The following is a 26,718-nucleotide window of genomic DNA, read 5'->3' as shown; positions in this document are numbered from 1 at the left end:
GTGCACGAGGGTGTCCCGGGGGCGGGCCGTGTGGGTGACGGCGAGGTTGCGATCGCCCAGCGGACGACCGCGGTCAGGCGCTGAGCGGGAGCGCGCCGGGGTGCACCGGCGACGGCAGGTCGGTGCGACCGTCGGCGGCGAGGTGGGCGTCGACCGCGGCGGCGGCCGAGCGCCCCTCCGCGATGGCCCAGACGATCAGCGACGCGCCCCGGTGCGCGTCGCCGCAGACGAACACGTCCGGGACGTCGGTCTGCCAGTCCGACCCGCAGCCGATCGTGCCCTTCGGCGTCCGCTCGATGCCGAGGCCGGGGATCATCGCCCCGTCGTCGGGCCCGGTGAAGCCGATGGAGAACAGCACCAGGTCGGCCGGCACGGTGTGGATCTCCTCCGTGGTCGGCACCACCTCGCGGCGGCCGTCCTCGGTGCGGCGGACCTCGACCGAGGACAGCTCGACCGCGCGGACGTGTCCGCGCTCGTCGCCCACGAAGCGGCGCACCGCCGTGGCGAACAGGCGCTCGCCGCCCTCCTCGAGCGCCGGTGGGGTACGGAACATGAGCGGCCACGTCGGCCAGGGCGAGCGGGCCTCGTCGCGGGTCTGCGGCGGGGCCGGGTACTGGTCGAGCTGGTGCACGCCGATGGCGCCCTGCCGGGTGGCGGTGCCGTAGCAGTCCGCCCCGGTGTCGCCGCCGCCGATGACGATGACGTTCTTGCCCCGGGCGTTGATCGAGGACGGGCCGTCGCCCTCGCACTCGCGGTTCGCCGGAACCAGGTAGTCCATCGCGAGGTGGATGCCGTCCAGGTCGCGGCCCTCGATCGTCCGGTCGTCCCGGCTCTCGAGCGCCCCGACCGCCAGGACCACCGCGTCGTACTCGGCGCGGAGCCGCTCGACGGGCAGGCCGTCCCCGCCGACCTCGCAGTTCACGACGAACCGCGTGCCCTCGGCCCGCATCTGCTCGAGCCGGCGGTCGAGCTCCCACTTCTCGAACTTGAACTCCGGGATGCCGTAGCGCATCAGCCCGCCGAGGCGGTCGTCGCGCTCGTAGACGGTGACGTCGTGGCCGGCCCGGGTCAGCTGCTGTGCGGCGGCCAGTCCGGCGGGCCCGGAGCCGACGACCGCGACGCGCTTCCCCGAGGACTCGGCGGCGGGCTGCGGCGCGACGTGGCCGTCCCGCCACGCCACCTCCGCGATCGACCACTCGACCCGCTTGATCGCCACCGAGCCCGGCTGGGCGGTGATCGACAGGACGCACGCCTCCTGGCACGGCGCCGGGCACAGCGCCCCGGTGAACTCCGGGAAGTTGTTCGTGGCGTGCAGCCGGTCACTCGCCCGGCCCCACTCGTCACGGCGGACGAAGTCGTTCCACTCCGGGATCAGGTTGCCCAGCGGGCACCCGGCCGTGCCGGAGTGACAGAACGGGATCCCGCAGTCCATGCACCGCGCCGCCTGGACGCGGGTGCCGGCCTCCACGTCGGGGTCGGTGACCGGGGCGTAGAGCTCGTGCCAGTCGGTCCGCCGCTCCTCGACCGGGCGCTTGGGGTTGTCCTCCCGGGAGTAGGTGAGGAACCCGCGGGGGTCAGCCACCCGCCACCTCCATGATGACCTCGTTCGGGTCGCGGCCCTCGGTCGCGGCGCGCTGCTCGGCGTCGAGGACCCGCTGGTAGTCGGTCGGCATGACCTTGGTGATGTGCCCGACCTGGGTGTCCCAGTCGTCGAGCAGGCGGGCCGCCTTCGGCGACCCGGTGAGGTCGAGGTGCCGCTCGACCACCCACCGCAGCCACTCGGCGTCGTCGCCGGTGACCTCGAGCAGGTCCACCATCTCCTGGTTGACCCGGACCTCCGGCAGGTCGTGGACGAAGGCGATCCCCCCGGACATCCCGGCTCCGAGGTTGCGGCCGGTGCTGCCCAGCACGACCACCCGGCCGCCGGTCATGTACTCGCACGCGTGGTCGCCGACCCCCTCGACGACGGCGAGCGCGCCGGAGTTGCGCACGCAGAACCGCTCCCCCACCTGGCCGCGCAGGAACACCTCGCCGGAGGTCGCGCCGTAGGCGATGACGTTGCCGGCGATCGTGTGCCGCTCCTCCCGGTCGGAGTCCAGCGGCTCGGTGAACTGCGCGCCCTCGGGAGGTCGCACGATCACGCGGCCCCCGGAGAGCCCCTTGGCGACGTAGTCGTTGGCGTCGCCGACGAGGTCGAGAGTGATCCCGCGCGGCAGGAACGCACCGAACGACTGCCCGGCCGACCCGGCGAGCTCGACGTGGATCGTGTCGTCGGCGAGCCCGTGCTTGCCGTACCGGCGGGTGACCTCCGCGCCGAGCAGCGTGCCGACGGTGCGGTTGACGTTGCGCACCGGCACGTCGATCCGCACCGGCACGGCGTCGTCGAGGGCGCCCTCGGCGAGCTGGATGAGCGTGCGGTCGAGCGCCCGGTCCAGGCCGTGGTCCTGGCTCCTGGTCCGGCGCCGGTCCGTCGGGGCGCCCTCGGGGACGTCGGGGACGGTGAACAGCGGCGTCAGGTCGACGCCCTGCGCCTTCCAGTTGTCCACCGCCTCCGCGGCGTCGATCACCTCGGAGTGCCCGACGGCCTCGTCGATCGTGCGGAACCCGAGCTTCGCGAGGTACTCGCGGACCTCCTCGGCGATGAACCAGAAGAAGTTCTCGACGAACTCCGGGCGCCCGGTGTAGCGCTTGCGCAGCTCCGGGTTCTGGGTCGCGACGCCGACGGGACAGGTGTCGAGGTGGCAGACCCGCATCATGACGCAGCCGTTGACCACCAGCGGCGCCGTGGAGAACCCGTACTCCTCCCCGCCGAGGAGCATGCCGACGATGACGTCGTAGCCGGTCTTCATCCCGCCGTCGACCTGCACCGAGATGCGGTCGCGCAGCCCGTTGAGCATGAGGGTCTGCTGGGTGTCGGCGAGCCCGACCTCCCACGGTGCCCCGGCGTGCTTGAGGCTCGTCAGCGGGGCCGCGCCGGTCCCGCCGTCCCACCCGGAGATCAGCACGACGTCCGCGTGCGCCTTCGACACGCCCGCGGCGACCGTCCCGACCCCGACCGAGGCGACCAGCTTGACGTGGATGCGCGCCCGGTCGTTCGCGTTCTTGAGGTCGTGGATGAGCTGCTTGAGGTCCTCGATGGAGTAGATGTCGTGGTGCGGGGGCGGGCTGATCAGGCCCACGCCCGGGGTGGAGTAGCGCACCTCGGCGATCCACGGGTAGACCTTCTTGCCCGCGAGCTGCCCGCCCTCGCCGGGCTTCGCGCCCTGCGCCATCTTGATCTGGATGTCGTCGGCGTGGACGAGGTACTCGCTGGTCACGCCGAAGCGGCCGGAGGCGACCTGCTTGATCGCGGACCGCTTCGACGGGTCGACGAGGCGGACCGGGTCCTCCCCGCCCTCCCCGGTGTTCGACTTGCCGCCGATGTTGTTCATCGCGATCGCGAGGTCGGTGTGGGCCTCGCCGGAGATCGAGCCGTAGCTCATCGCCCCGGTGGCGAACCGCTTGACGATCTCCGTGGCCGGCTCGACCTCGTCGAGGTCGATCGGGGTCCGGTCCTCGTAGCGCAGGCGGAACATCCCGCGCAGCTGACCGCCCTCGCGCGTGATGCGGTCGACCTCGGCGGTGTAGCGCCGGAACACGTCGCGCTGCTTCGTCCGGGTCGCGTGCTGGAGCAGGAACACCGTCTCCGGGGTGAAGAGGTGGACCTCGCCCTCGCGCCGGTAGGCGTACTCGCCGCCGACGTCGAGCCGCCGGTGCGCCCGTTCGGTCGGGTTGGACGGGTAGGCCGTCCGGTGCCGGACGGCCACCTCGGTGGCCAGCTGGTCGAGCCCGCCGCCGCCGAGCTTGGACGACGTGCCCGAGAAGTACTCGTCGACGAGCTCCTGGGACAGGCCGACCGCCTCGAAGACCTGCGCGGCGGTGTAGCCGCTCACGGTCGAGATGCCCATCTTCGACATCACCTTGAGGACGCCCTTGACGGCGGCCTTCACGTAGTTGCGGACGGCCTGCCCGGTCTCCAGGTGCTCCAGCCAGCCCGAGGTGATCATGTCCTCGATCGACTCGAACGCGAGGTACGGGTTGATCGCGGCGGCGCCGTAGGAGAGCAGCAACGCCATGTGGTGGACCTCGCGGGCGTCGCCGGACTCCGCGACCAGGGCGACCTGGGTCCGCTCCCGGGTGGCCACGAGGTGGTGGTGCACCGCCGAGACGAGCAGCAGGGACGGGATCGGGGCCCACCGGGCGTCGGAGTCGCGGTCGGAGAGCACGAGGATGCGCTTGCCGTCCGCGATGGCCTCGCTCGCCCGGCGGCGCACGCGGTCGAGGGCGTCGCGCAGCGCCGCCTCGCCGCCGTCCACCTCGTAGAGCCCCGAGATCACGGTCGCGGCGAAGCCGGGCATGTCGCCGTCGTCGTTGATGTGGATCAGCTTGGCGAGCTCGTCGTTGTCGATCACCGGCACGGGCAGCACGACCTGGCGGCAGCTGGCCGGCCCGGGGTGGAACAGGTTCTGCTCCGGCCCGATCGCCCGCGCCATGCAGGTGACCAGCTCCTCGCGGATCGCGTCCAGCGGCGGGTTCGTCACCTGCGCGAAGAGCTGCACGAAGTAGTCGTAGAGCAGCCGCGCCCGCCGCGAGAGAGCCGCGGTGGGGGTGTCGGTGCCCATCGAGCCCAACGGCTCGGCGCCCGTGGTCGCCATCGGCGCGAGGAGGATCCGCAGCTCCTCCTCGGTGTAGCCGAACGTCTGCTGGCGGCGCACCACCGACTCGTGGGTGTGCACCACGTGCTCGCGGGCGGGCAGCTCCTCGAGCCGCACCAGCCCGGCGTGCAGCCACTCGGCGTACGGCTCGGCCGCGGCCAGCTCGGACTTGTAGGCGTCGTCGTCGATCAGCGCCGCGGACCCGTCGGACCCATTGCCGTCGCGCCCGGCGCGCGTGTCGACCAGGAACATCCGCCCGGGCCGCAACCGCCCCTTCGCGACGACGTCGGCGGCGGGCACGTCGAGCACGCCGGACTCGCTCGCGAGCACCACCCGCCCGTCCGCGAGGTGCCACCAGCGGCACGGCCGGAGACCGTTGCGGTCGAGCGTCGCGCCGAGCAGGGTGCCGTCGCTGAACACGACCGCCGCGGGCCCGTCCCACGGCTCCATCAGGCTCGCGTGGAACTGGTAGAAGGCACGCTGGTCGGCCGGCATCTCGGCGTGGTTCTCCCACGCCTCCGGCATCATCATCATCACCGCGTGCGGCAGCGGGCGGCCGCCGAGCGTGAGCATCTCCAGAACCTCGTCGAAGCTGGCGGAGTCCGACGTGCCCTCCGGGCACACCGGCATCGCGCGCTGCAGGTCGCCGGGGAAGAGGTCCGTGCCGAGCAGCGACTCGCGGGCCCGGATCCGGTTGCGGTTGCCGCGGATCGTGTTGATCTCGCCGTTGTGCGCCATCGTGCGGTACGGGTGGGCCAGCGGCCAGCTCGGGAAGGTGTTCGTCGAGAACCGGCTGTGGACCACCGCGACCGCGCTGCGCAGGCGCTCGTCGCGCAGGTCGGGGAAGAACAGCGGCAGCTGGTCGGTGGTCAGCATGCCCTTGTAGGTCACCGTGCGGCTCGACAGCGAGGTCACGTACAGACCGCAGCCCTGCTCGAGCGACTCGCGCTCCGCGCGCTTGCGCACGATCCACGCGACCCGGTCCAGCGCGATCCCGGCCAGGGTGCGGTCCGGGTGGGCGACGAGCACCTGGGCGAAGCGGGGCATGACCGACCGCGCGACCGACCCGACGTCGGCACCCTCCGGATCGGTCGGGGTGTCGCGCCAGGCGAGGACCTCGAGGCCCTCCTCGGCGGTGATCCGCTCCAGCAGCGAGACCGCCTTGGCCGACCCGTCGTCGTCCGCGGGCAGGAACACCAGGCCGCACGCATAGGCGTACTCGTCCTGGCCGCCGTCCGCGGACGGGCGGGGGGCGGGCAGCGGGACGTCGACGGTGGCGCGGAGCAGCTCGTCGGGGACGCCCAGCAGGATGCCGGCGCCGTCACCGCTGGTGGGCTCGCTGCCAGCGGCGCCGCGATGGTCGAGGTTGTGCAGCACCTGCAGCGCGTCCGCGACGATGCGGTGGCTGCGACGCCCGCGGGTGTCGACGACGGCCCCGACGCCGCAGGCGTCGTGCTCGTTCGCCGGGTCGTACAGACCCTGCGGGCCCGGATTGGTCGAGAACAGCACGGGCGGGCCTCCTCATCGCCGCCGAGGACGGCCCGCGGCCGGCGTCGTCGGACGCCGGTGCGGGCCCTCGGTCGCGCGAGCCGGACGGTGGTGATCCGGGACGGCGATGGCCCGGGGCGAGTCTAGCCCGCGGCGGCGGGCCGGGGGCGGTGCGGCGAACGCCCGGTGGAGCAGATCGGTCAGGAACCGTGGGCCGAGGACGGCGGGGCGGCGGAGGCGTCCTCCTCCTCGGGCTGGACACCCTCGGGCTCGGCGTCCACCCCGGAGGGCTCGGCCGCGCCGTGGCTGGGGTCGCGGTCGGGGGCCGACACGGCGTGCCGCTTCTCGCGGGCCAGGTTCGCGTCGTCGATGCGCTCGTCCTGTTCGTCCTTCGAAGTCACAGGCCCGGGCGTACCCGCGCCGTCGGCGGGCGAACCGGTCGGGTCCGGCGGCATCGAGCCCGACAGATCCTCGCGCGACCCGCGGGCGAGGGCCAGGTAGAGCAGGGCGGCCACGCAGAGGACCGCGGCGACGATGACGTTCACCCGCACCCCCTCGACCCGGGTGAGCGCCGGATCGGTCCGCAGCATCTCGATGAAGAAGCGGCCCAGCGTGTACCCGGCGACGTACAGGGCGAACGCGCGGCCGCGGGCCAGGGTGAAGCGGCGGTCCGCCCAGATCACCAGCAGCGCCACCAGGACGTTCCACACGAGCTCGTAGAGGAAGGTCGGCTGGACGATCTCGATCGGCGTGCGGTCGAGGGCGACCCCGCCCAGGTTGTCGACCGCCCCCGTCGTCGGATCGACCCGGCGGTAGATCTCCAGGCCCCACGGCAGCGTGGTCGGCGCGCCGTAGAGCTCCTGGTTGAACCAGTTGCCGAGCCGGCCGATCGCCTGGGCCAGGACGATGCCGGGGGCCGCGGCGTCGGCGAACGCGGTGAGCGGGACGCCGCGGCGGCGGCACGCGATCCACGCGCCCACCGCGCCCAGCGCGATCGCGCCCCAGATGCCCAGGCCGCCGTTCCACACGTACAGCGCGGCCACCGGGTCGCCGCCCGGGCCGAAGTAGGTCCGCCAGTCGGTGGCCAGGTGGTAGAGCCGGCCGCCGATCAGGCCGAACGGCACGGCCCAGACCGCCACGTCGATGACGAACCCGGGCGCCCCGCCGCGGGCGACGAAGCGGCGCTCGGTCAGCCAGACCGCGACGACGATGCCCGCGATGATGCACAGCGCGTACGCGCGCAGCGGGACCGGGCCGAGCTCCCAGACGCCCTGGGGCGGGCTGGGGATGGTCATCGGCAGCGACGCGAGCACGGCGCTCACGCTATCGGTCACCCCCGACACCGTCGGTGAGGTGGGGGCGCCCACGGCCGGACTCAGCGTCCGGTGTGCTGGCCCCGCACGCCCGCGGCGAGCTCGGTGGTCAGACGCGCGACGGCGGCCCGGCCGTGCTCGGCGGCGGACACCATCGCCGAGCCGACGATCACGCCGTCGGCGTACGTGGCGATCTCCCCGGCCTGGGCGCCGTTGCGCACGCCCAGCCCGACCCCGACGGGCAGGTCGGTGTGCCGGCGGGTGCGCGCGACGAGCTCGGGGGCGCTCGTGGCGACGGTGTCCCGGGCGCCGGTGACGCCCATGGTGGAGGCCGCGTAGACGAAGCCGCGGGTCGCGGTGGTCGTCGAGGCGATGCGGTCCTCGGTGGACGACGGCGCGACGAGGAAGATCGGCGCGATGCCGTGCCGGTCCGCCGCGGCGAGCCACTCCCCCGCCTCGTCGGGCACCAGGTCGGGGGTGATCAGGCCGAGCCCGCCCGCCGCGGCGAGGTCCCGCGCGAAGGCCTCGACCCCGTACCGCAGCACCGGGTTCCAGTAGGTCATGACGACGGCGCGCCCCCCGCGGGCGGCCAGCGCCTCGACGAGGTCGAGGGTGTCGCGGGTCCGCACCCCGCCACGCAGGGCGGTCTCCACGGCGTGCGCGACCACGGGGCCGTCGAGCACCGGGTCGGAGTAGGGCAGCCCGACCTCGACCAGGTCGGCGCCCGCGTCGAGGGTCTGGGTGAGCAGCCCGCGGGACCCGGGGATCGTCGGGTAGCCGGTGGGCAGGTAGGAGATCAGGGCGGCCCGCGACTCGGCGCGGGCGGTCGAGAAGACCTCGTCCAGCACGGCGAGTCCGGTCCGGGTGGTGGGCCCCGTCGAGGTCACAGCTCCCGCTCCCCGGCGGCCGCGTCGTCCGGGTCGGGCTCGGTGGTCGGCAGGGACGCCGGGTCGACCACGTCGAACCACCGCGCGGCGGTCTCGACGTCCTTGTCGCCCCGGCCGGACAGGTTGACCAGCAGCGTCGCGTCGGGGCCGAGCTCCCGGCCGAGGCGCAGCGCGCCGGCGATCCCGTGCGCCGACTCGATCGCCGGGATGATGCCCTCGGTGCGGCACAGCAACCGGAACGCGTCCATCGCCTCCGCGTCGGTGACCGGGACGTACTCGGCGCGGCCGATCTCGGCCAGGTACGAGTGCTCCGGGCCGACCCCCGGATAGTCCAGACCGGCCGAGATGGAGTGCGACTCGACCGTCTGCCCGTCGTCGTCCTGCAGCACGTAGGTCAGCGCCCCGTGCAGCGCGCCGACGCTGCCGCCGGTGATGGAGGCGGCGTGACGGCCGCTCTCGACCCCGTCGCCCGCGGCCTCGCAGCCGATCAGCCGCACCGCGGCGTCGTCGAGGAACGGGTGGAAGATGCCGATGGCGTTGGACCCGCCGCCCACGCACGCGAGGACGGCGTCCGGCAGGCGCCCGTACTGGTCGAGCACCTGGGCGCGGGCCTCCAGGCCGATCACGCGGTGGAAGTCGCGCACCATCATCGGGAACGGGTGCGGCCCGGCGGCGGTGCCCAGGACGTAGTGGGTGTGCCCGACGGTCGAGACCCAGTCGCGGTAGGCCTCGTTGAGCGCGTCCTTGAGCGTCCGCGAGCCCGTGGTCACCGGGATCACCTCGGCGCCCAGCAGCCGCATGCGAGCGACGTTGAGCGCCTGGCGCTCGGTGTCGACCTCGCCCATGTAGACGACGCAGTCGAGCCCGAGCAGCGCCGCGGCCGTGGCGGTGGCGACGCCGTGCTGCCCCGCGCCGGTCTCCGCGATCACCCGCGTCTTGCCCATGCGCTGGGTCAGCAGCGCCTGGCCGAGCACGTTGTTGATCTTGTGCGAACCGGTGTGGTTCAGGTCCTCGCGCTTGAGCAGGATCCGGGCGCCGCCCGCGTGCTCGGAGAGCCGGCGGGCGTCCGTCACGGGGCTGGGACGACCGGCGTAGTCGCGCTGGAGCCGGTCGAGCTCGGCCAGGAACTCGGGGTCGTGCCGGGCCTTGTCGTACTCCGCGGCGACCTCGTCGACGGCGGCGATCAGGGCCTCGGGCATGAACCGGCCGCCGTAGCGCCCGAAGTGGCCGCCGGCGTCGGGGTCGTGCCCGTGCTCGGCGAGGCCGTCACCCGCCGTCGGGAGCGCGGTCTTCCCCGCCGTCATCGCGCGGGCTTCGGGCACGCCGGGTGCGACCCGGCGGTGACCAGCTGGCGGACGGCCGCGCGCGGGTCCTCGGCGGTGGCCATCGACTCGCCCACGAGGACGGCGTCGGCCCCGAGCCCGGCGTAGGTCATCAGGTCGCCCGGGCCGCGCACGCCGGACTCGGCGACGCGCAGGACCTCGCCGGGCAGCCCGGGCGCGAGCCGGCTGAAGACGTCGCGGTCGACGTCCAGGGTCTTCAGGTCGCGGGCGTTGATCCCGACCAGCTTGGCGCCGGCCTGCAGCGCCATGTCGGCCTCGACCTCGTCGTGGATCTCCACCAGGGCGGTCATCCCGAGCGAGTGCACCCGGTCCACCAGGGCGTCGAGCGCGTTCTGCTCCAGCACCGAGCACATCAGCAGCACGAGGTCCGCGCCGTGCGCCCGGGCCTCGTGGACCTGGTAGGTGCCGACCACGAAGTCCTTGCGCAGCACCGGGATGTCGACCGCGGCCCGGACCTCGTCCAGGTCGGTCAGCGACCCCTCGAACCAGCGCTGCTCGGTCAGCACGCTGATCACCCGCGCGCCGCCCTCGACGTACTGCCTGGCGAGCTTCGCCGGGTCGGGGATGTCGACCATGTGGCCGCGGGACGGCGAGGCCCGCTTGACCTCGGCGATGACCCCGATCCCCTGCCCCTGGAGCGCCGCGAGCGCGTCCTTGGCCGGCGGTGCGGCCGCGGCTGCCGCCTTCACCTGGTCGAAGGGAACGGCGGCCTCGCGGGCGGCGAGGTCGGCCCGGACCCCCTCGAGGATCTGCTCCAGGACGCTCACGCGGGTGCTGCCCCCATCCTTCGGGCTCGGTCGATCCGTGGCGCCGCGTGTGTCCGGGGCCACCGGGATCTGGTCCCTGGCCAGTACACCGGAAGTTTAACTCCCGGTCCCGTCGCCCCGGTCCGGCGCCCTCGGTGTCGACCCCTCGGGGGCCGCCGTGGGATCCTCCCCGGCGTCCAGTGCCTCCCACAGCGAGCGGTCCTCGTCGGCGGGGCGCGGGCGGGCCGCCCCCGGGGCGTCGTAGCGCGCCCCGAGTCGTGGCATCACCGCGCCGCGGAGGGCGACCAGCACCCCCACGCCGACGAGCAGCAGCCCGCCCAGTCCGCCGAGCAGCGGCCACACCACCGAGGCGCTGACGTCCACGACCCGGCCGGCCCGGCGGGCGGCGGCCGGGAGGGCGTCCGCGGGCGGCGCGGCCAGCCCGGACAGCGCGCGCAGCAGCGCCCACAGCCCGGCCAGCCCGACCACGACGCCCACGGCGCGCCGTCCGCGGCCGGAGGTGGCGAGGAGCCCGCCGATCGCCGCCAGCGCGAGCAGCGCCCACGGGACCAGGACGGGTTCGGTGTCCGCGCCCGTCGCGGTGACCACCAGCCGCCCGCGCAGCGGCACGTCCCACGTCGCGCTCAGCCAGGTCCCGCGCGACGCGCCCCACAGGGCCACCGCGGCCAGGAGCAGGCCGGCCACCGCGAGCCCGAGCAGCCGCGGGCCGCCGGGCGCCGGGCGGCTCACGCGTCCGGCCCGGGCGGGCGCAGGGTCGCGGCGGTCGCGACGGCGGCGAGCACGGCGCGGGCCTTGTTGGTCGCCTCGGTGTCCTCGGCGACCGGGTCCGAGTCCGCGACCACACCTCCGCCGGCCTGGACGTGGGCCACCCCGTCGCGCAGCAGCCCGGTGCGGATCGCGATCGCGGTGTCGGCGTCGCCGGCGAAGTCCAGGTAGCCGACGATGCCGCCGTAGAGGCCCCGGCGGGTGGGTTCGAGCTCCTCGATGATCTCCATGGCCTTCGGCTTCGGGGCGCCGGAGAGGGTGCCCGCGGGGAAGCAGGCGGTGACGGCGTCGACGGCGCTGCAGCCCTCCGCGAGCCGGCCGGACACGGTCGAGACCAGGTGCATGACGTGGCTGTAGCGCTCGATGTCGAAGAACCGGTGGACCTTGACGGTGCCGGGCACGCACACCCGGCCGAGGTCGTTGCGCCCGAGGTCGACGAGCATGAGGTGCTCGGCGCGCTCCTTCTCGTCGGCCAGGAGGTCCTTCTCGAGCAGGATGTCCTCCTCGGCGTCCGTACCGCGCCACCGCGTGCCGGCGATCGGGTGCGTGGTGGCGACGCCGTCCCGCACGGTCACCAGGGCCTCCGGGCTCGACCCGACGATCTCGAACGGCCGGTCGGCGGCGTCGGTGAGTCGCAGCAGGTACATGTACGGGCTCGGGTTCGTGGCCCGCAGCACCCGGTAGACGTCGAGGGCCTCCGCGCTCGTCGGGGTCTCGAAGCGCTGGCTGACCACCACCTGGAAGGCGTCGCCCGCCCGGATGCGCTCCTTCGCCGCCTCCACCGCGGCCAGGTAGGCGTCCCGGGGGAACCGGCGGCTCACCTGCGGGGAGCGACCCGCCTCGGGGTCGTAGCGGGCGACCGTCGACGGCGACGGGGCGCCGAGCTCGGCGGTCATCCGGTCCAGGCGGGCGACCGCGTCGTCGTAGGCCTCGTCGACGCGCTCCGGGCTGTCGTCCCAGTTGACCGCGTTCGCGATCAGCCAGACGGTGCCCTCGTGGTGGTCGAGTGCGGCCAGGTCGGTGGCCAGCAGCATCACCAGCTCGGGGATCTCGAGGTCGTCGTCCGCGAGCTCGGGCAGCCGCTCGAGGCGGCGCACGGCGTCGTAGCCGACGTAGCCGACCAGGCCGCCGGTCAGCGGGGGCAGTCCCGGCAGCGGCTCGGTGCGCAGCCGCTCGAGGGTCTCCCGCAGGGCCTCCAGGGGGTCCTCGAGTCCGTCGGTGTCGTCGCCGGGGAGCCCCACCGGCGGCGTGCCGGTCCAGTGCGCCCGGCCGCCGCGCTCGGTGAGCGCGGCGGCGCTGCGCGCCCCGACGAACGACCAGCGCGACCACGACTCGCCGTGCGCCGCCGACTCCAGCAGGAACGTCCCGCTGTGCTCCCCCGCGAGCTTGCGGTACACCCCCAGCGGCGTCTCGTCGTCGGCGAGCAGGCGGCGCACCACCGGGATGACGCGGTGGTGCGCGGCCAGGGCGTGGAACTGCTCGCGCTCCGGCGTCACGGCCCCGAGCGAGGTCGGGTGGTCGGTCACGGACACGGGCCCATTGTCCAACCCGACGCGGCTCAGGACGCGACGGCGTCCTCCGGGGAGGGTTCGACGCGGCGGCGGGCCGCGAAGGCGACCGCGCCGATCACCACGACGCAGCCGGCGAGCTGCCAGGCGGTGGGGAACTGGCCGAGGACCAGCATGCCGAGCACCACGGCGCCGACCGGCTGGAGCAGCAGGATCGACGCGCCGGTCGAGGACGGCAGCCGGGCCATGCCGCCCGCGATCAGCACCCAACCCATGCACTGGCCGATCAGGGCCAGCACCGCGAGCCAGCCGATCGCGGTCCAGCCCGGCGTGAGGTCGACGCCCTCCCACAGGCTCCCGAGGACGAAGGAGCTGACCGCGGCCGCGGCGGTCGCGAGGGTGACCGGGCCGGACTTCTCGCCGGGCGCGGAGCCGACGCGCAGGAGGAGCAGGTAGCCCGCGTACGCGACCGCGGCCAGCAGCGCGAGCACGGTGCCGAGCACCGGGTCGGCCGCGTCGCCGCCACCGTCCGCGAGGCCGCCGGCGAGGGCGACGCCGCCCAGCATCACCGGCACCGCCAGCAGGAACGACGGCCGCACGCGCTCGCCCAGGACGAGGAACGCGAGCAGCGGCAGGATCACCACCTGGACGTTGACCAGCACGGTCGAGACGCCGGCGCCGACGGCGTGGATCGCACCGGTCCACAGCGTCATGTCCAGCCCCAGCAGCAGGCCGCCGACGACCACCAGCCACGGACGCCCGCGCGGGGCGTCCACCGCGGCCCGGGTGCGCCGCCGCTCCAGCAGGGCCATCGGCACGAGCACCGGCAGGGCGAGCAGGCAGCGGAACACGGTCGCGGTGCCCGGCGAGGTGCCCGACAGCGCGATCAGGATCGGCGAGAGCGCGATGCACAGGCTGCCGGCGACGGCGAGGAGGCGGGGGTCGAGCGGACGGCGGGTCGTGGCAGCGGTCCCGGAGGCGGCCGGGGAGGCGGACAGCGTCACGGGTCCAGCCTGCTGGGCCGGACCGTTCAGGACCAGCGAGGACTTCTCACCGCGAACCGTTAGGTTCGCTGACGTGTTCGCGACCACGCGCCTGCAGGCGCTGCACGCCGTCGCCACCCACGGCACCGTCGGGAGGGCGGCCGCGAGCCTGCACCTCACCTCCTCGGCGGTCTCCCAGCAGCTCGCGGCGCTGGAGCGCGAGGCGGGCGCACCCCTGACCGAGCCCGCCGGCCGCGGCATCCGGCTGACCCCGGCGGGCCTGGTGCTCGCCGACCACGCCGCGGCCCTCCTGGACCGGCTCGCGCTCGCCCGGCGGGACCTGGACCGTCTCGACGACGACGTGGTCGGGCCCCTGCGCATCGGGGCGATCCCGACGACGGTGCACGCGCTGGCCCCGGCCAGCCTCGCCCGGCTGCGGGCGGCCCACCCGGACCTGACCGTCCTGCTCTCCGACGGCGAGGCCGAGCAGACCCTCCCCGCGCTGGTCGCCGGCGACCTGGACCTGGCCGTCGTCGAGAACTGGGACGGCCTGCCCGCGCCGGTGCCGGCCCGCACGAGCCGCACCCAGCTGTGCGACGACGTCATGGACCTCGCGCTCCCCCGTGAGCACCCGCTCGCCTCGTCCGGGACGGTGGCGCTGGCCGACCTCGCGGGCGCCGACCTGACGTGGGTCGCCGACACCAGCAGCACGCGGGCCCACGACTGGCTCGTCGAGCGCCTCCGCCGGGAGGGCCTGGAGCCGCGCGTCACGTGCACGGTCTGCGGGTTCGCCATCCACCTGGAGCTCGTCGCGGGGGCCGGTCTCGCGGCGATGATCCCGCGGCTCGCCCGGCCGGCCATCCCGTCGGGGGTGCGGATGGTCGAGACGGTCCCAGTGCTCTCCCGGACGGTGGACGCGGTGTGGCGCACGGACCGGGAGACGCCCGCGGTGCGGGCCGCCGTCCGCGCGTTCCGGGTGACCGCGGAGGCGCGCATCCCCGGCTAGGTCCGGCGCCGAGTGTGACGTGGCGCAGGTTCTCGGGCCCCCGTACCTGCCCTCTGTCGCACTCGGCATCGCGCGTCCCCGGCTAGGGTCCGGTCGTGCGATCCCTTGGCGCGCGCCTGCCTGCGGACCACCGCGGCCGGCCGGATCGTCGCCGCGCTGGCGAACGTCCGTTGAACTCCTCCACATCGCGCGGACGGGGCGGCCGGGCTTCTCCTAGGGTCCGCGCGTGGACGTCCGCGAGCTCCTCGACGATCACGTGTTCGCCTGCGTCGACCGGCAGATGGCGTTCCAGGAGGTGATCGGGGACTCCGGCAGCTACCAGGTCGACCTGCACGAGGGCCGGGTGCGGTTCACGACGGGGCTGGACCTCGGCGTCGGCCTCCTCGGCTCGGCCGCACCCGGACCGCGGTCGTGGCTGTGGGCGTGGGCCAACCCGACGGCGTACTCCCCCGAGGTCCTCGCGGTCGCCGAGCAGGTCCGGGCCTTCGGCGAGCAGCACGGCGTGCGCGAGCTGGTCACCGCCGAGGTCCCGCTGGACGACGCCTGGGACGCCACCCGGGCCGGGATCGCCTCGGTGGCGGCGAGCGACGTGGACGTGTGGCTGCCGGTGGAGGCCGGTGGCGGCACCCAGGTGATGCTGGCGGTGACCGAGCACCCGCCGCTGCCCGCGCCGTCCCCGGAGCCGACCCGCCTCGGACCGGTGCTGAACCAGGTCATCACGCTCGGCGTCGTCACCGACTGGCGCCGCGCGCTGCGCGCCTACGCCGCGTTCCGCGGGGGCGAGCTCACCGAGGACGGCGACCACCTGGAGCTGACGCCGGCGGGCGGCGACTCCGGGGCCCGCCTCGAGCTCGGCGCGGACGGCCGCCCGGCCTCGCTGGAGATGACGCGGGCCGCGGGCCCGCACCGGCTGCCGGACGAGCAGCCGACCGCCCCGGCGAAGAAGAGGCTGTTCGGGCGCCTGTTCGGCCGCTGATCAGCCCGGCGCGGGCAGCAGGACGTCCGCGTCGAAGCAGGTGTGGTCGCCGGTGTGGCAGGCCGCACCCTGCTGGTCGACGAGGACCAGCAGGGTGTCGCCGTCGCAGTCCAGCCGGACCTCGTGCACGGCCTGGGTGTGACCCGAGGTCGCGCCCTTGATCCACAGCTCCTGCCGCGAGCGGGACCAGTACGTCGCCTCGCGCGTCTCCAGGGTCCGGGCCAGGGCCTCGTCGGACATCCACGCGACCATGAGGACCTCGCGGGTGTCGTACTGCTGCACCACCGCGCACACCAGGCCGTCGGCGTTCCAGCGCACCCGGCCCGTCAGCTCCGGCATGACACTCATCGGACCTCCGCTCCGGACCCCCGCAGGGCGTCCTTGACCTCGCCGATCCGCAGGATGCCGAAGTGGAACACGCTGGCCGCGAGCACGGCGTCCGCCCCCGCCTCGACCGCGGGCGCGAAGTGCTCCACCGCGCCGGCGCCGCCACTGGCGATCACGGGGACGTCGACCAGGGAACGCACCTTCCGCAGCATCTCCAGGTCGAAGCCGTCCTTGGTGCCGTCGGCGTCCATCGAGTTCAGCAGGATCTCCCCGACGCCGAGCTCGGCGCCGCGCTGCGCCCACTCCAGCGCGTCGATCCCGGTGCCGCGGCGCCCGCCGTGGGTGGTCACCTCGAACCCGCTCGGGGTGGGCTGCCCGTCCGCCGGCACCCGCCGCGCGTCGACGGAGAGCACGATGCACTGCGAGCCGTAGCGGCGGCTCGCCTCGCCCAGGAACTCCGGGCGGGCGATCGCGGCGGTGTTGATCCCTACCTTGTCCGCGCCCGCGCGCAGCAGCCGGTCGATGTCCTCGTTGGTGCGCACGCCGCCGCCGACGGTCAGCGGGATGAAGACCTGCTCCGCGGTGCGCCGGACGACGTCGTAGGTGGTCTCCCGCTCGCCGGAGGACGCGCTGACGTCGAGGAAGGTGAGCTCGTCGGCGCCCTCGGCGTCGTAGAGCCGCGCCATCTCCACCGGATCGCCCGCGTCGCGCAGGTCGACGAAGTTGACGCCCTTGACCACCCGCCCGGCGTCGACGTCCAGGCAGGGGATCACGCGGACGGCCACACCCATGACGATCAGCCTACTGACGTTGCTCAGGCGACCGCGGCGAGCGCCTCGGGCAGCGTGAACGCCCCGGCGTAGAGCGCCTTCCCGATGATCGCGCCCTCGACGCCGACCGACGCCAGACCCGCCAGCGCCCGCACGTCGTCCAGGCTCGCCACGCCCCCGCTCGCGACGACGGGCGCCGACGTCCGCTCGCACACCGCGGCCAGCAGGTCGGTGTTCGGTCCGGTCAGCGTGCCGTCCCGGCCCACGTCGGTGACGACGTAGCGCGAGCAGCCCTCGGCGTCGAGCCGGGCCAGGACGTCCCACAGGTCCCCGCCGTCGGAGACCCAGCCGCGCGCGGCCAGCCGGTGCTCGCCGTCGCGGATCTTGACGTCGAGCCCGACGGCCACCCGGTCGCCGAACTCGGCGATGGCCTTCGCGCACCACGCGGGGTCCTCGAGCGCGGCGGTGCCGATGTTCACCCGCGCGCAGCCGGTCGCGAGGGCCCGGCGCAGCGACTCGTCGTCGCGGATCCCCCCGGACAGCTCCACGTTCACCGGCACGCTCGCGACGAGGGAGGCGAGCAGATCCGCGTTCGACCCGCGCCGGAACGCGGCGTCGAGGTCGACGAGGTGGATCCAGCGGGCGCCGTCGTCGACCCAGCCGCGGGCCGCGTCGAGCGGGTCGCCGTAACCGGTCTCGGTGCCGGCCTCGCCCTGGACGAGACGGACGGCCTGGCCGTCGACGACGTCGACGGCGGGCAGCAGGTCGAAGCTCACGACGACGATCGTAGGGATGCGGTGATCAGCGACCGCCCAGGGCCGCCTCGCGGAGGTCCTCGAGCCGGCGACGCAGCAGGGCGCGCTCCGCGTCGTTCGCGGCGAGGTCCGCGGCCCGGTCGAGCTCGGCGGCGGCCTCGTCGGTGCGGCCCAGCGCGATCAACAGGTCCGCGCGCACGGCCGGGAGCAGGTGGTACCGGGCCAGGGCCGGCTCGCCACGCAGCCCGTCGACGATCGCGAGGGCGGCCTCGGGCCCGGACGCCCTCCCGACGACGACGGCGCGGTTCAGTTCGACCACGGGCGAGGGCGCCGCCGCGGCGAGCTCGCCGTAGAGCTCCGCGAGCCGCCCCCAGTCGGTCGTGTCGACCCTCGCCGCCCGGGCGTGCTCGGCGGCGATCGCGGCCTGCAGGGTGTACGGGCCGGCGCCGCCGAGCGCCCGCGCCCGCTCCAGGCCCTCGAGGCCGCGGCGGATGAGCAGCCGGTCCCAGCGCCCGCGGTCCTGGTCGGCGAGCAGCACCGGCTCGCCGTCGGGACCGGTCCGCGCCCGCAGCCGGGAGGCCTGCAGTTCCATGAGCGCGAGCAGGCCGTGGACCTCGGCGCGGTCGGCCATCAGCGCGGCGAGGCGCCGGCCGAGCCGCATCGCCTCGTCGCACAGGTCGTGGCGGACCCAGTCCGCGCCCGCGGTCGCGGTGTAGCCCTCGTTGAAGGTCAGGTAGACGACCTCGAGGACCGCACCGAGGCGTGCCGTGAGCTCCTCCCCCGCGGGGATCTCCAGCTCGACGCCCTCGGCCGAGAGCCGCTTCTTGGCCCGGCTGATCCGCTGCCCGACCGTCGTGGACGCGACCAGCAGCCCGCGGGCGATCTCGTCGGTGGTCAGGCCGCCGAAGAGCCGGAGCGTCAGCGCGACCCGCGCCTCCCGGGCGAGCACCGGGTGGCAGGCGGCGAAGAGCAGGGCGAGCACGTCGTCGCCGACGGCCCGGGCCGGGTCGGCCACGACGTCCGCCGCGTCGGGCTCCACGCGGAGCGACTCCGCCCGCCCCACCTCCTCGGCCTTGCGGGCGAAGGTCTGCTCGCGCCGGATCGTGTCGATCGCCCGCCGCCGCGCCGTCGACGCGAGCCAGGCGCCCGGGTTGTCGGGCACGCCCTCGGCCGGCCACTGCTCCAGCGCCTGCACCAGGGCGTCGTGCGCCAGCTCCTCCGCCAGGCCGACGTCGCGCACCACGCGCGCGACGCCGGCCACGATCCGCGCGGACTCCGCTCGCCACACCGCGTCGAGGGCGGCGAACGGGTCGCGGCTCACGACCCGCTCTGCTGCTCGATCCGGGAGCGCATCTCCGACTCGGCCTCCATCACCTCGTCGGGCGCGACGCCCTCGAAGTCCTCCGGGTCGAGGACGCGGCGGATCTGGACCCGCTCGCCGTCGCGGAACGGCGCCCGGCGGGCCCAGGACACTGCGTCGGCCAGCGAGTCCACCCGCAGGATCCAGAAGCCGCCGATCAGCTCCTTGATCTCGGTGAACGGCCCGTCGGTGACGGTCGGCTCCTCGGCGGCACCGCCCTCGGCGTCCCCGTAGGCGACGATCGCGCCCTGGGCGCTCGGGGCGAGGCCCTCGCCCGCGAGCAGGACGCCCGCGTCGACCATCGCCTGGTTGAACCGTCCCATCTCCTCGAAGATCGCCGGGTCCGGCGTCTTCGCCGCGGCGGCGGCCTCGTCGTAGGTCAGGACCAGCATGAAGCGCATGGCGGTGATCCTCCCAGTCCCGTCAGGCCTGCTCGGCGGCGCGCTCGGAGATCCGCGCCCGCAGCGACGCCTCCGCGTCCAGGACCTCCGCCGGGGCGAGGCCCTCGAACTCGCGCATGTCCGGGACCCGGCGGACCTCCAGCGTCACCCCCGGCCCGATCGGGCACCGCCGCGCCCACTGCTCGGCCTCGGCCCGGGTGGCCACGTCGAGGATCCAGAACCCGGCGACGAGCTCCTTGGCCTCGGTGAACGGGCCGTCGGTGATCGTGGCGCCCTCGTCGTCGTGCGTGACCCGGAAGCCCTCCGCACTCGGGGCGAGCCCCTCCGCGGCGAGCAGCACGCCGGCCTCGACCAGCGCGGTGTTGTAGCGGCCCATCATCTCGAAGGCCTCGGTCATGTCGACCGGGGCGTCCGGTCCTCCGACGGCCATCGACTCCGGGGCCGACATGATCAGCATGTAGCGCATCGGGTGCTCCTCGGTGCTCGGCGGCCGGGTCCCTCCCGGCCCGCACCGACGCGTCGAACGAGCGGACCGGCCTTCGACACCGGCCGTCGAGAACATTCTCAGAGGGTCGCGAGCCAGTTCTCGAGCAGGCGGCGGCCCGCGTCGCCGGACTTCTCGGGGTGGAACTGGGTCGCCCACAGCGGGCCGTTCTCCACGGCCGCCACGAAGTCCTCCCCGTGGTGCGCCCACGTCACCGTCGGCGGCGTGAACGGCTCCACCGGTTCCATCTCCCAGTGCCGCGCGGCGAAGGAGTGCACGAAGTAGAAGCGCTCGTCGGGTGCCATGCCCGCGAAGAGCTGCGAGTCCGCCGGCGCCCGGACGGTGTTCCAGCCCATGTGCGGCAGGACGTCGGCCTGCAGCTTCTCCACGGTGCCCGGCCACTGCCCCGCGCCGGCGGCCTCCTCACCGAACTCCACGCCGCGCTCGAAGAGCACCTGCATGCCCACGCAGATCCCCAGCACGGGGCGTCCGCCGGCGAGGCGCTGCTCGAGGATCCGCTCGCCGCCGACCGCCCGCAGCCCCGCGGCGCAGGCGGCGAAGGCCCCGACCCCGGGCACGACGAGCCCGTCGGAGTCGATCGCGGTCCGCGAGTCGTCGGTCACCTCGACCTTCGCGCCCGCGCGCTCCAGTGCGCGCTCGGCCGAGCGGAGGTTGCCCGAGCCGTAGTCGAGGACGACGACGTGGGGAGTTGCCGACATGCCCCCGACTCTAGTCACCAGCCGGGGGTGCCGACCGGCGCCGAGGAGGCCACGACCTCGAGCACGGCGACCACGTGCGCCGCGTCCGACGACGGGTGCAGCGGCGCCTCGACGACCTCCACCACCCGCGCGATCCGCCGCGCGGCGAGGCGCCGCAGGTGGGCGTCGACCTCCGGCCACGCGTCCGTGGAGGCGGTGAGCACCAGGTGCCCGCCGCGGTGCACGACCCGCGCGAACTCGACGATCGCCGACGTCGGCAGGTGGCCGGGCTCCAGGGCGTTGACACAGGTGACGACGCCGAACTTGTCCGGGGCACCGGGCAGGCGCTGGGAGAGGTCGGCGGGCCCGAGGTCGTGGTACACGCGCCTCTTCCGCGCCCGGGCGATCATCCGCGGGGAGACGTCGAGGCCGTCGACCGAGGTGAAGCCGTGCCGGGCGAGCGCGGCGCCGACGAGTCCGGTGCCGCAGGCGGCGTCGAGCACGTCGGCCCGCGGGTCGTCGAGCCGGGCGACGACGTCCGCGACGACGCCGGGGAGCGGGTAGTCGTCGCCACCCGGGCCGGCCAGGTCGTCGTCGTAGGTCGCGGCCCACTCGTCGTACACCGCGCGGGTCTCGGCCGGGGTCGCCGAGGCGCGGGCCCGCTCCTCGAACGCCGTGCCGTCGCGCCGCGTCTCCATCACCCACCACCCCGTCCCGTCCCGGGGTCGTGGTTCCCCGGGCGGCGGGATTCAACCGTGCGCCACCGATCGGCCGGGCGGCGGCCGTCCGGCCGGTGTCAGACCAGCCGGAGGACGGCCGCGACGGCGGCCAGGACGGCGAGGACCGCCAGCACGCCGGCCGGGAGGAAGCGGCGGTCGCGGCCGAAGCTCACCACGCCTCCGACGAGGAAGCCCGCGACCAGCAGGAGTCCGAGAGCGAGCAGCTGGTCGCCGCTCACGTCTCGAGAACACCCTTCGTGGAGGCCGTCCCGCCGTTCAGGCGGGCGTCGGGCTCGGTCGCCGCCCGCAGGGCCCGGGCGATCGCCTTGTACTCGGCCTCGGTGATGTGGTGCGGATCGCGCCCACCCGTGACCCGCACGTGCAGGGCGATCCCCGCGTGGAAGGCGATCGACTCGAACACGTGCCGGTTGAGCACCGTCGGGTAGTTGTTGCCGACCACGAACCCGGTCATGACCTCCGGCTCGCCCGTGTGCACGCAGTACGGGCGGCCGGAGACGTCCACGACGGCCTGGGCCAGGGCCTCGTCCATCGGGATCCAGGCGTCGCCGAAGCGGCGGATGCCGGACTTGTCGCCGAGCGCCTGCCGCAGCGCCTGACCGAGCACGATGGCGACGTCCTCCACGGTGTGGTGGGCGTCGATCTCCACGTCCCCGGTGGCCCGGACCACCAGGTCGAAGCTCGCGTGCTTGCCGAGCGCGTCGAGCATGTGGTCGTAGAACGGCACCCCGGTGGCGACCTCGGTGCGCCCGGTCCCGTCCAGGTCGATCTCGACGAGGACGCTCGACTCCTTGGTCACGCGCTCGACGCGTCCGGTACGGCTCATGGCTCCAGTGTGACGCACCGCCTCAGGGCCGTCGGCGCACCTGCACGATCTCGTCGGTGACCGTGGCCTCCTGCCCGTCCGGGCCGGTCGCCACGCGCTCCGGGGACACGCACCGCACGACCTCCCAGTCGGGCCCGAGCCCGAGCGAGGCCAGGACCTCGTCGGCGGTCGGCAGCCGCAGCGACGGGTCCCACGACCACGGCGCGAGCCGCCCGTGCCCGATCACCAGCAGCGTGCCTCCAGGGGCGACCGCGGCCGCCGCGCGGCGCAGGATCGCCGTCCGCGGGAAGTCCGCGTTCGGCGAGTGCAGGAACGAGGCGGTCACCAGGTCGAAGGTGCCGTCGGGGAAGGTCTCGGCGAGGTCGTGGCGCTCGGCGCGCACCGGCAGGGTGCCGGCCATCTCCAGGATCCGGTCGCACGCGGTCTGCGAGACGTCCACCGCGGTGACCGTCCAGCCGCGGCCGGCGAGCCACAGCGCGTCCCCGCCCTCACCGGCGCCCAGGTCGAGCGCGGTGCCCGGTGCGAGGTCGGTGACGGCGTCGGACAGGGCCGCGTTGACCCGCCCGCTCCACACCTGCCCGCGCTCGGCGTAGAAGCGCTCCCAGAACTCCGGGCTGCCGTCCCGGCTCGCCGTCAGGGCCAGCCGGACGTCCTCGGCGACGAGGTCCGCGTTGACCATCGTGGCCACCGTCATCCCCTGCGCGGACGCGGCGATCACCGAGGCGCGCAGGTCGGTGACGTTGCCCGCGGCCCACACCCCCGGCACCGCGGTGGCGCCGTTCGCGTCGGCCTCGACGTACTCGCCGATCACGACGTCGCCCATCCGCTGCTCGGTCAGGGCCAGCCCCAGCATCGCGGCCACGTCCCCGCGGGCCCGCATGACGGTGGCGACGGCGAGCGCGTCCAGGGCCACGGTGGTCCCGTCGGCGAGCTCCACCCCCTCGAGCGGTCCGGACCCGACGAGCCGGGTCACCTTGCCCCCGACCACCTCGATCCCGCGGGCGTCCAGCTCGCTGCGCACGTGGTGGTGCAGGTCCAGCGCGTCGTTGGCGAGGAGCACGACGTCGGCGCTCCACTGGCGCAGCAGCTGCACCTGGTGGAGGGCGACCGGGCTGGTCGCGAGCACCCCGATGCGCCGGTCGCGCACCTCCCAGCCGTGGCAGTACGGGCAGTGCAGGACGTCGGCGCCCCAGTGCTCCCGCACGCCCTCGACGTCCGGCAGGTCGTCCACCAGCCCGGTCGCGAGCACGACCCGGCGCGCGTGGTGCCGGCTCCCGTCCGCGAGGGTCAGGTCGAACCCGCCTGCGTCCGACGGCGCGGCGGCGGCCACCGCGCCCGTCCGGATCACCCCGCCGTACGACTCGACCTCGGCCCGACCGTCGCGCAGCAGGTCCGCCGGCGACGCGCCCTCGCGCCCGAGGTAGTTGTGCATGTGTGCCGCCGGGGCGTTGCGGGGCTCCCCCGCGTCCACCAGCAGCACCCGCCGTCGGGAACGGGCCAGCGTCAACCCCGCGGACAGGCCTGCCGCCCCGCCTCCGACCACCACGACGTCCCAGTTCTCGTCCATGCCGACGAGGATGGAGTCGCCACTGGCGGACTGGCAAACATTGTTGCTACAACGGCAAAGTGGACGACTTCACGACCGTGCTCGACGGCGTCGGCCCCCGCCTGCGCGCGCTGCGGACGGCCCGGAGCATCACGCTGACCGACCTCGCCGAGTCGACCGGGATCTCGCTGTCGACGCTCTCCCGGCTGGAGTCCGGCGGGCGCAAGCCGACCCTCGAGCTGCTGCTCCCGCTGGCCCGGGCGTTCGGGGTCGCGCTCGACGAGCTCGTGGACGCGCCGGAGACCGGGGATCCGCGGGTCCGGATGCCGTCGTTCCGGCGGGGCGGGGCCACCTTCGTGCCGCTCACCCGGCGGCCGGGCGGCGTGCAGGCGTTCAAGCAGATCCTGCCGCCCGGCTATCCGAACCGGGAGTTCGAGCCGCAGTCCCACGAGGGCTACGAGTGGATGTACGTGCTCTCCGGGCGGGTCCGGCTGTTCCTCGGCGACCAGCAGACCGACCTGCGTCCCGGGGAGGTGGTCGAGTTCGACACCCACCTCCCGCACGCCGTGACGAACCCGTTCGACCAGCCCGCCGAGATCCTCAACCTGTTCGGACCCCAGGGGGAACGCGCCCACGTCCGCACCCGTCAGGCCTGACGCAGTGCGGCGCTGACCTCCAGGAAGCGGTCGTTCTCCGCGGGGGTGCCGACGGTGACCCGCAGGTGGCCGGGGATGCCCACGTCGCGGATCAGCACGCCCGCGTCCAGGTAGGCCTGCCACGTCGCGTGTGCGTCGGGGTGCGGCAGGCCGCCGAAGAGCAGGAAGTTCGCGGTCGAGGGGACCACGGCGTAGCCCAGGTCGGTCAGCGCGGCGGCGATGCGGTCGCGCTCGCGGGCGAGGGTGTCGACGAGCGCCAGCGTCTCGTCCGCGTGCCGGAGCGCAGCGAGGGCGGCGGCCTGGGTCAGCGACGAGAGGTGGTAGGGCAGCCGGACCAGCATGAGGGCGTCGACGACGGCGGGCGCGGCCGCCAGGTAGCCCAGGCGACCGCCGGCGAAGGCGAACGCCTTGGACATCGTGCGGCTGACGACGAGGCGGTGCGGGTGCGTCGCGAGCAGCTCGACCGCGCTGGGCCCGGAGGAGAACTCCACGTAGGCCTCGTCGACCACCACGATCCCGGGGGCCGCGTCGGCGATCGCCGCGAGTTCGTCCAGCTCGATGGACTGGCCCGTGGGGTTGTTCGGCGTCGTGACGAACAGGACGTCGGGCCGACGCTCGCGGACCACGTCGACCGCCGCCGCCGCGTCCAGGGAGAAGTCGTCGCGGCGGGGCGCCGGGAGCCAGTCGGTCCGCGTGCCGGCCGCGAGGATCGGGTGCATGGAGTAGCTCGGTTCGAAGCCGAGCGCGAGCCGGCCGGGCCCGCCGAAGGCCTGCAGCAGCTGCTGGAGGACCTCGTTCGACCCGTTGGCCGCCCACAGGTTCTCCGGGGCGAGCGCGACGCCCGTGGCCTTCGTCAGGTACTCGGCGAGGGCCGTGCGCAGGGCGACGTGGTCGCGGTCGGGGTAGCGGTGCAGGCTCGCCGCGGCCTCGCGGGTCGCCGTGGCGACGTCGTCGACCAGCGCCGCCGGCGGCGGGAACGGGTTCTCGTTCGTGTTCAGGGCGACCGGGACCTGCAGCTGCGGCGCGCCGTAGGGGCTGCGGCCGCGCAGGTCGTCGCGCAGCGGCAGATCGTCCAGTCCGACCTGGCCTCCGATCACGTCGCTCATCGGGACAGGTCCTTGCGGGTGCCGAACCGGGCGGCGACCGCCTGGCCGTGCGCCGGGAGGTCCTCGGCCTCGGCGAGCGCGACGACCTGGTCGGCCACCCCGCGCAGGGCGTCCTCCGAGTAGTCCACGACGTGGATGCCGCGCAGGAACGTCTGCACGGACAGCCCGCTGGAGTGCCGCGCGCAGCCCCCGGTGGGCAGGACGTGGTTCGAGCCCGCGCAGTAGTCGCCGAGCGAGACGGGGCTGTGCGGCCCGACGAACACGGCCCCGGCGTTGCGGACCCGGGCCGCCACCTCCCGCGCACCCTCGGTCTGGATCTCGAGGTGCTCCGCGGCGTAGGCGTCGACCACCCGCACCCCGTCGTCCAGGTCGGCCACCAGGATCGTCCCGGACTGCGGGCCGGACAGCGCGGTGCGGATCCGCTCGTCGTGCTTGGTGGTGCCGACCTGCGTGACGAGCTCCGCGTCCACCGCGTCGGCGAGCTGCGGGCTGGTGGTCACCAGCACCGAGGCGGCCGACGGGTCGTGTTCGGCCTGGCTGATCAGGTCCGCCGCGACGTGCGCCGGGTCGGCGGTGGCGTCGGCCAGGATCGCGATCTCGGTGGTGCCGGCCTCGGAGTCGATGCCGATCCGCCCGCGCAGCACCCGCTTGGCCGCGGTGACGAAGACGTTGCCGGGCCCGGTGACCATGTCGACCGGCTCGAGCGCCGCCCCGTCGGTGTCGGTGCCGCCGTGGGCGAGCAGCGCCACTGCCTGGGCCCCGCCGACCGCCCACACCTCGTCCACGCCCAGCAGCGCGGCCGCGGCCAGGATCAGCGGGTGCGGCCGGCCGCCGAACTCGCGCTGCGGCGGCGAGCACACGACCAGGCCCTCGACCCCGGCCGCCTGCGCCGGCACCACGTTCATGACGACGCTGGAGGGGTAGACCGCGAGCCCGCCCGGCGCGTACAGCCCGACCCGGGCGACCGGCACCCAGCGCTCGGTGACCGTGCCGCCCGGCACCACCTGCGTGGTGGTGTCGGTCCGGCGCTGGTCGGCGTGCACCGCCCGTGCCCGCTCGATGCTGGTCTCCAGCGCGGCGCGGACCTGCGGGTCGGTGGCCTCCAGGGCCTCGCGCAGCGCCGTCGTCGGGACGCGGACCGACTCCGAGCGCACCCGGTCGAACCGCTCGCCGTACTCCAGGACGGCCTCGACCCCGCGGGCCCGCACGTCGTCGATGATCGGACGGACCTTCTCCACCACGGCGTCCACGTTCATCTCCGCGCGCGGCAGCATCGCGCGCAGCGCGCCGGGCGCGGGGACGCCGCCGCGGAGGTCAGACCG

At 74.8% G+C, this 26,718-nt stretch carries 25 protein-coding genes; 3 read left to right on the top strand and 22 right to left on the bottom strand.

Translation table 11 applies throughout. The features are described from left to right. Positions 1–73 precede the first annotated feature (73 nt). The 9 genes from WCD74_RS20415 to WCD74_RS20375 form a co-directional block, all read right to left on the bottom strand. Complete coding sequence (locus WCD74_RS20415; RefSeq protein WP_337696714.1) at positions 74–1,582, bottom strand: glutamate synthase subunit beta; 1,509 nt, start codon at positions 1,580–1,582, stop codon at positions 74–76. Beyond that, positions 1,575–6,203 (bottom strand): glutamate synthase large subunit, encoded by a 4,629-nt coding sequence (gene gltB, locus WCD74_RS20410; RefSeq protein ID WP_337696713.1) that lies wholly within the window; start codon positions 6,201–6,203, stop codon positions 1,575–1,577. Before gltB ends, WCD74_RS20415 begins: the two co-directional genes overlap by 8 nt. A 179-nt stretch (positions 6,204–6,382) precedes the next feature. Continuing rightward, the gene (lgt, locus tag WCD74_RS20405) at positions 6,383–7,477 is read right to left on the bottom strand and encodes a prolipoprotein diacylglyceryl transferase (RefSeq protein ID WP_337696822.1); all 1,095 of its coding nucleotides are present in this window, start codon (positions 7,475–7,477) and stop codon (positions 6,383–6,385) included. 80 nt (positions 7,478–7,557) lie between these two features. After that, the gene (trpA, locus tag WCD74_RS20400; protein ID WP_337696712.1) at positions 7,558–8,382 is read right to left on the bottom strand and encodes a tryptophan synthase subunit alpha; all 825 of its coding nucleotides are present in this window, start codon (positions 8,380–8,382) and stop codon (positions 7,558–7,560) included. Further along, the gene (gene trpB / locus WCD74_RS20395; RefSeq protein ID WP_337696821.1) at positions 8,379–9,686 is read right to left on the bottom strand and encodes a tryptophan synthase subunit beta; all 1,308 of its coding nucleotides are present in this window, start codon (positions 9,684–9,686) and stop codon (positions 8,379–8,381) included. Before trpB ends, trpA begins: the two co-directional genes overlap by 4 nt. Further along, on the bottom strand, positions 9,683–10,492 hold the full coding sequence (gene trpC / locus WCD74_RS20390; protein WP_337696711.1) for an indole-3-glycerol phosphate synthase TrpC: 810 nt from the start codon (positions 10,490–10,492) through the stop codon (positions 9,683–9,685). Before trpC ends, trpB begins: the two co-directional genes overlap by 4 nt. A gap of 96 nt (positions 10,493–10,588) precedes the next feature. After that, positions 10,589–11,221 carry a Trp biosynthesis-associated membrane protein gene (locus tag WCD74_RS20385; protein WP_337696710.1) on the bottom strand — a complete coding sequence of 211 codons (633 nt, stop codon included), beginning with the start codon at positions 11,219–11,221 and terminating at the stop codon, positions 10,589–10,591. Then, positions 11,218–12,789, bottom strand: coding sequence for an anthranilate synthase component I (locus WCD74_RS20380; RefSeq protein ID WP_337696709.1), 1,572 nt, complete (start codon positions 12,787–12,789; stop codon positions 11,218–11,220). The genes WCD74_RS20385 and WCD74_RS20380 overlap by 4 nt, the downstream gene beginning before the upstream one ends. A gap of 26 nt (positions 12,790–12,815) precedes the next feature. Further along, positions 12,816–13,769: a DMT family transporter gene (locus WCD74_RS20375; protein WP_337696708.1), complete on the bottom strand. Its 954-nt coding sequence runs from the start codon at positions 13,767–13,769 to the stop codon at positions 12,816–12,818. 73 nt (positions 13,770–13,842) lie between these two features. On the opposite strand from WCD74_RS20375, the gene WCD74_RS20370 reads away from it, so the two are divergent. Both WCD74_RS20370 and WCD74_RS20365 read left to right on the top strand, forming a co-directional pair. Continuing rightward, positions 13,843–14,754, top strand: a complete 912-nt coding sequence (locus WCD74_RS20370) for a LysR family transcriptional regulator (RefSeq protein ID WP_337696707.1) — start codon at positions 13,843–13,845, stop codon at positions 14,752–14,754. Between the two features lie 226 nt (positions 14,755–14,980). Next, positions 14,981–15,730, top strand: a complete 750-nt coding sequence (locus tag WCD74_RS20365) for a DUF6882 domain-containing protein (protein ID WP_337696706.1) — start codon at positions 14,981–14,983, stop codon at positions 15,728–15,730. Here WCD74_RS20365 and hisI read toward each other — a convergent pair whose 3' ends face one another. The 11 genes from hisI to WCD74_RS20310 all read right to left on the bottom strand — a co-directional run bounded on the left by hisI (position 15,731) and on the right by WCD74_RS20310 (position 23,655). After that, positions 15,731–16,078, bottom strand: coding sequence for a phosphoribosyl-AMP cyclohydrolase (gene hisI / locus WCD74_RS20360; RefSeq protein WP_337696705.1), 348 nt, complete (start codon positions 16,076–16,078; stop codon positions 15,731–15,733). Further along, positions 16,075–16,848, bottom strand: coding sequence for an imidazole glycerol phosphate synthase subunit HisF (hisF, locus tag WCD74_RS20355; protein ID WP_337696704.1), 774 nt, complete (start codon positions 16,846–16,848; stop codon positions 16,075–16,077). The genes hisI and hisF overlap by 4 nt, the downstream gene beginning before the upstream one ends. 23 nt (positions 16,849–16,871) lie before the next feature. Continuing rightward, the gene (gene priA / locus WCD74_RS20350) at positions 16,872–17,603 is read right to left on the bottom strand and encodes a bifunctional 1-(5-phosphoribosyl)-5-((5-phosphoribosylamino)methylideneamino)imidazole-4-carboxamide isomerase/phosphoribosylanthranilate isomerase PriA (RefSeq protein WP_337696703.1); all 732 of its coding nucleotides are present in this window, start codon (positions 17,601–17,603) and stop codon (positions 16,872–16,874) included. A 25-nt stretch (positions 17,604–17,628) separates the two neighbouring features. Then, positions 17,629–18,903, bottom strand: a complete 1,275-nt coding sequence (locus WCD74_RS20345) for an RNA polymerase sigma factor (RefSeq protein WP_337696702.1) — start codon at positions 18,901–18,903, stop codon at positions 17,629–17,631. Beyond that, a complete protein-coding gene (locus WCD74_RS20340; RefSeq protein WP_337696701.1) occupies positions 18,900–19,343 on the bottom strand; it encodes a YciI family protein in 444 nt (147 codons plus the stop codon). Before WCD74_RS20340 ends, WCD74_RS20345 begins: the two co-directional genes overlap by 4 nt. 22 nt (positions 19,344–19,365) lie before the next feature. Beyond that, complete coding sequence (locus tag WCD74_RS20335; protein WP_337696700.1) at positions 19,366–19,809, bottom strand: YciI family protein; 444 nt, start codon at positions 19,807–19,809, stop codon at positions 19,366–19,368. A gap of 98 nt (positions 19,810–19,907) precedes the next feature. Further along, on the bottom strand, positions 19,908–20,546 hold the full coding sequence (hisH, locus tag WCD74_RS20330; protein WP_337696699.1) for an imidazole glycerol phosphate synthase subunit HisH: 639 nt from the start codon (positions 20,544–20,546) through the stop codon (positions 19,908–19,910). 14 nt (positions 20,547–20,560) lie between these two features. Beyond that, positions 20,561–21,223: a class I SAM-dependent DNA methyltransferase gene (locus WCD74_RS20325; protein ID WP_337696698.1), complete on the bottom strand. Its 663-nt coding sequence runs from the start codon at positions 21,221–21,223 to the stop codon at positions 20,561–20,563. A gap of 98 nt (positions 21,224–21,321) precedes the next feature. Continuing rightward, the gene (locus WCD74_RS20320) at positions 21,322–21,483 is read right to left on the bottom strand and encodes a CG2302 family histidine operon protein (RefSeq protein WP_337696697.1); all 162 of its coding nucleotides are present in this window, start codon (positions 21,481–21,483) and stop codon (positions 21,322–21,324) included. After that, positions 21,480–22,088, bottom strand: a complete 609-nt coding sequence (gene hisB, locus WCD74_RS20315) for an imidazoleglycerol-phosphate dehydratase HisB (RefSeq protein ID WP_337696696.1) — start codon at positions 22,086–22,088, stop codon at positions 21,480–21,482. The genes WCD74_RS20320 and hisB overlap by 4 nt, the downstream gene beginning before the upstream one ends. Before the next feature lie 22 nt (positions 22,089–22,110). After that, positions 22,111–23,655: an FAD-dependent oxidoreductase gene (locus tag WCD74_RS20310; RefSeq protein WP_337696695.1), complete on the bottom strand. Its 1,545-nt coding sequence runs from the start codon at positions 23,653–23,655 to the stop codon at positions 22,111–22,113. A gap of 59 nt (positions 23,656–23,714) precedes the next feature. On the opposite strand from WCD74_RS20310, the gene WCD74_RS20305 reads away from it, so the two are divergent. Continuing rightward, positions 23,715–24,290: a helix-turn-helix domain-containing protein gene (locus WCD74_RS20305; RefSeq protein WP_337696694.1), complete on the top strand. Its 576-nt coding sequence runs from the start codon at positions 23,715–23,717 to the stop codon at positions 24,288–24,290. On the opposite strand, the gene WCD74_RS20300 is transcribed toward WCD74_RS20305, so the two are convergent. Further along, complete coding sequence (locus WCD74_RS20300; protein WP_337696693.1) at positions 24,281–25,396, bottom strand: histidinol-phosphate transaminase; 1,116 nt, start codon at positions 25,394–25,396, stop codon at positions 24,281–24,283. The two genes, WCD74_RS20305 and WCD74_RS20300, sit on opposite strands and share 10 nt — an antisense overlap. Next, positions 25,393–26,670 carry a histidinol dehydrogenase gene (gene hisD / locus WCD74_RS20295; protein WP_337696820.1) on the bottom strand — a complete coding sequence of 426 codons (1,278 nt, stop codon included), beginning with the start codon at positions 26,668–26,670 and terminating at the stop codon, positions 25,393–25,395. The genes WCD74_RS20300 and hisD overlap by 4 nt, the downstream gene beginning before the upstream one ends. Positions 26,671–26,718 lie beyond the last annotated feature (48 nt).

This window comes from Actinomycetospora aurantiaca, from assembly GCF_037401875.1.
GTDB lineage: Bacteria > Actinomycetota > Actinomycetes > Mycobacteriales > Pseudonocardiaceae > Actinomycetospora > Actinomycetospora aurantiaca.
This window is presented reverse-complemented; position numbering and strand designations above follow the sequence as displayed.